Here is a 483-nt window from a genome sequence, read left to right on the forward strand (position 1 = left end):
ACTGTTGAGAGTCCACACGCCGCTGCCGATGCTGCCCAGCGTCAGCTGCCGGCTCGTCGTCGCCGACAGATCGAGATTCAGAATGTCACCGGTCAGCGTCATGTGCGGCGCGAGACCGTTCACCGTCACCGCAGCGTTCGCTTGCGGCGCGAGATTAAACGTATCGTTGTCGCCGTTGCCGTTGAGCACGGCTCCACTCGGCGCGGTGATCGTTCCCGTCAGCGCGAACACACCACCGACTCCGGCGTCCGCAACACCGACGTCGATGTTCACCGTCGTCGTGGTCGCGCTCACGAGATTGCCAGCGAGCGTCGCGTTATCACCGGCATTCAACACGATCGCGCCAGCCGAATTCACATTCACGGCTGCCGTCAGCACAATGTCTTGCCCCACACCCGCCGCATCGATGGTCGACAACGTCACATTGCCGCTTGTCGTAGTGCTCACCGTTTCGTTCACGGTCAGACTGCCGGTCGCACTCAG

General features: G+C 62.3%; 1 protein-coding gene. It reads right to left on the reverse strand.

What is annotated here, in order from left to right:
- On the reverse strand, positions 1-447 hold a 447-nt coding region (locus M9Q49_RS35260; RefSeq protein ID WP_254514057.1), incomplete at its 3' end, for a hypothetical protein.
- Between the last annotated feature and the right edge of the window lie 36 nt (positions 448-483).

The organism is Anatilimnocola floriformis, assembly GCF_024256385.1.
GTDB lineage: Bacteria > Planctomycetota > Planctomycetia > Pirellulales > Pirellulaceae > Anatilimnocola > Anatilimnocola floriformis.